This is a genomic window from Clostridiales bacterium (assembly GCA_012512255.1).
Classification (GTDB): Bacteria; Bacillota; Clostridia; order Christensenellales; family DUVY01; genus DUVY01.
In genome coordinates this window covers 1-3,002 of record JAAZDJ010000085.1, presented here as the reverse complement: position 1 = coordinate 3,002, position 3,002 = coordinate 1, and the positions used below count along the sequence as shown (strand labels likewise).

Genomic DNA, 3,002 nt, shown 5'->3' with positions numbered 1-3,002 from the left:
TTTTTTTGAGTATTTGTTTGTTAAGGTCTAGTTTTTTATAGAGCCATTCTTTGTCTTTGTTTAGTTTTTTTAACGCCGTTTTGGATATCTTGCCGTCGGCTATTACGCAAAACGGCAAGGACGCCTTTTCTTTTTTTATCTTGAGGTCTTGGGCGATGAGGGCGCTTTTGTCTTCTTTTGGCAAAATTGAAAATTTGCCGTTGGATTCAAATATCCCAAACGCTATATCGTCCATTGAAAAATAACCTTTTTCGCGCGCGAAACTCATCACTTCGCTTACGGTGAGCTTGCTTTTTTTGAGGGCTTTATAATTTATCCTGCCGTTTTCAATTATTATAATGGGCGAGCCTACCAGCAATTTTTCTATCCACAAGCCCTTTCTTGTCAACAGCCCAATTAAAAAATCAAACAAAAAGAACACACTCATACTTATTAAATAAAGATACAAAGGCTCTTTGGCGGCGTTGGTGGACATCTCCGCCGCGATGGAGCCTATGGATATGCCCGTGACATAGGTGATAAAATCCATCTCGGCGATTTGTTTTTTGCCCAAAAGCTTGGAAATCACCAGCAAATACAAAAACGCGATCGCGGCCGAAATTAAAACCTTAAAAACATTTCCCATAGTAATTAATGTTTTCATTAAGGCAAAATTTTATGCTTTTTGGAGTTTTGGAACGCCCGCAAAGTATTTGGCGCGCACTTGATAGATTTAAATTAGGTTTTGCTTATTTTAAGTTTGGCGTTGATAGAAATTATTTAAAAATAACCAAAGTTTTAAAATTCTTAGCTTACGAATTTTTTAATTTTAGATAAATCTGGATTTTAAAACAAGTTTTTAATTTTTTTGTTAGTTTTATTAGATATAGCAAAATTATCAATTAACCTAAAAGCCAAACAAGAACGGCCTTTAAAACTTGGGCATAAAATAATACATAGCCATGCAAAAGAAAAAATTAAGGAGCGAAAAACATGCACGAAAAAGAAGCACCAAAAAGCGTTAACGCGCAAGCCCCCGTGCAGCGCCATGTCCACGAAGTTTTGGGCAGCGTATTTGTGGCGGGGAGAGTTCCGCACGCGCATAGATTTGCCACCGTGTCAAGCGAAGCCATACTCTTGCCTAACGGCGACCATTTTCACAGGGTAAAGTTTTTTACCGATTTTTATGACGGGCATTATCACGAGTTTTGCGGCAATTCTTCGGGCGCTATCAAGGTAGGCGACCGCCATGTGCACTTTGCCAAGGCGGCAACCAGTTTTGACGCGGGCCATTCCCATAAATTCAGGGTGGCGGCGCTGATAGACAATCCTACCGGCAAGTAAACAAACAAAAAGCCCCAAGATAATCGGGGCTTTTGTTTTTGGTCATAATCGCCTTGAAAAAATCAGCCGTTTGGTCGTATTTGGATTTAAAATATGACTTATAAAACCAAAATTTTAGAAAATCAAGCTAATTAGGGTTTTTAGTTTTTGAAAAAATCGCCTTGAAATAACGGATATATTGGAATTTAATATTAAGGTATTTTTTATATAATTTAAAAAAGCCAAAAAAATTACGCTTTAAGTTTTGGCATATCGCCTTGAAAAAAGGGCGTATTGTAATTTAAACTTAAGATATGACATATAAAATTTATAAAAAAGCCAAAACCAAAATCAAAAAGCTAAATTTTAAATTAAATAATCTTATCAAATCCTGCCAAAATGAAATCAAAAACCTAAAAAACATTTTGATGATATTGGAAAAGGATATTTTTGCTTAAAAAAATTTTGTCTTATCCTGTCTTTTAATGTTAGTATTCTTTAATAACAAGGCTTATCAAAAAAAATTAAAGATATAAAAAATTAAGATAGTTAAAAAAATTTTTAAATTTAGCCATTCAAAAAATGGCGCAAAAAATTAAGATTTTAAAATCAACCGCTATTCCATACCAATATTTAGTCGCCCCAAAAACTATATTAGCTTTTGCCATTTAAGCCGCTGCCTTATACCCAATATGATGTCGCTTTTGCAAAAAACCGCCCTGCCGCTATTTTTAGCTTTAACAAGGTTTTTATATTTGCTAGACTTTAACGCGCCAATTTTAAGTTATCCTATTAAGCTGCTATTTGCATTTACTGCTATATCTACTAAACCTAATTAAAAAACGCAATCGCTTTTTTCCCATTTAAATCATTTTACATTTCTTTTTTAAAAGCGGCAAGGCGCTATATTACAGGCGGTTAAATTTATAAAATTTTGACGCAAAAATTTTATACCCATTAAATTCTAAAATTAGCGCAAAGTTTATAAGCCCTTAATTATTTAAGGGCTTGTTGTGTTTTGGATTTTTTCTAAAATCTGGCCGCGCCTTATGCGATTTAATCTTAGGTTTTTAAAATTCTTAAAAATTTCATTCTTCTAGGCTATAAATAAATCCGGAAGCCGTTTGGGCTGTTTTGTAGTTTTTTTCGGCTTCCTCGGCCTCGGCTTTGGTGCGGTGGACCGTTCCAAAAGGATGTTCGGGCGGCGCGTAGATTGTGAACAGCTTTAGCGGCGTGTTGCCGATATTGGTAAGGTTGTGCCAGGTGTTAGCGGGAACGACTATCGCGGTGTTGGGGGGCGCGTCCGCGGTAAAGTTGAGGTTGTCTTTGGTTTTGCCCATCATGACTTTTGCCTTTCCGTGCATGACCATCAAAAATTGGTCCGTATCGGGATGGACTTCTAAGCCAATATTTTCGCCGGGGCGCAAACTCATTAAGGTTACTTGCAGATACTTTCCCGTCCAAAGCGCCGTTCTAAAATTGGGATTGATCATTGTCGCCCTTTCCATATTGGCGACCAAAGGATAAGGCCCGTAATCTTTTAGCTGTTGGCTTGTAGGTCTGGTCTCGTTGCTTCTTGGCGCGTAAGATTGTTGTTTTTGGTCCGTCATTGGCTTGTTTGGATCCCTGCCAAAATAATTGTTGGAATAAGACATTATGTAAACTTCTCCTTTATTAACAAACTAATAACAGCATATGCG

The 3,002-nt window shown here is 36.8% G+C and carries 4 protein-coding genes; 2 read left to right on the top strand and 2 right to left on the bottom strand.

The features are described 5' to 3' along the window. A partial coding sequence (locus GX756_04605) for a DUF421 domain-containing protein (GenBank protein ID NLC17142.1) occupies window positions 1-643 on the bottom strand: 643 nt, incomplete at its 3' end. Window positions 644-657: 14 nt separating this feature from the next. On the opposite strand from GX756_04605, the gene GX756_04600 reads away from it, so the two are divergent. Both GX756_04600 and GX756_04595 read left to right on the top strand, forming a co-directional pair. Continuing rightward, window positions 658-816, top strand: coding sequence for a hypothetical protein (locus GX756_04600; GenBank protein ID NLC17141.1), 159 nt, complete (start codon window positions 658-660; stop codon window positions 814-816). Between the two features lie 156 nt (window positions 817-972). Beyond that, on the top strand, window positions 973-1,323 hold the full coding sequence (locus GX756_04595) for a hypothetical protein (GenBank protein ID NLC17140.1): 351 nt from the start codon (window positions 973-975) through the stop codon (window positions 1,321-1,323). 1,067 nt (window positions 1,324-2,390) lie between these two features. On the opposite strand, the gene GX756_04590 is transcribed toward GX756_04595, so the two are convergent. Next, window positions 2,391-2,957: a cupin domain-containing protein gene (locus tag GX756_04590; protein ID NLC17139.1), complete on the bottom strand. Its 567-nt coding sequence runs from the start codon at window positions 2,955-2,957 to the stop codon at window positions 2,391-2,393. Window positions 2,958-3,002 lie beyond the last annotated feature (45 nt).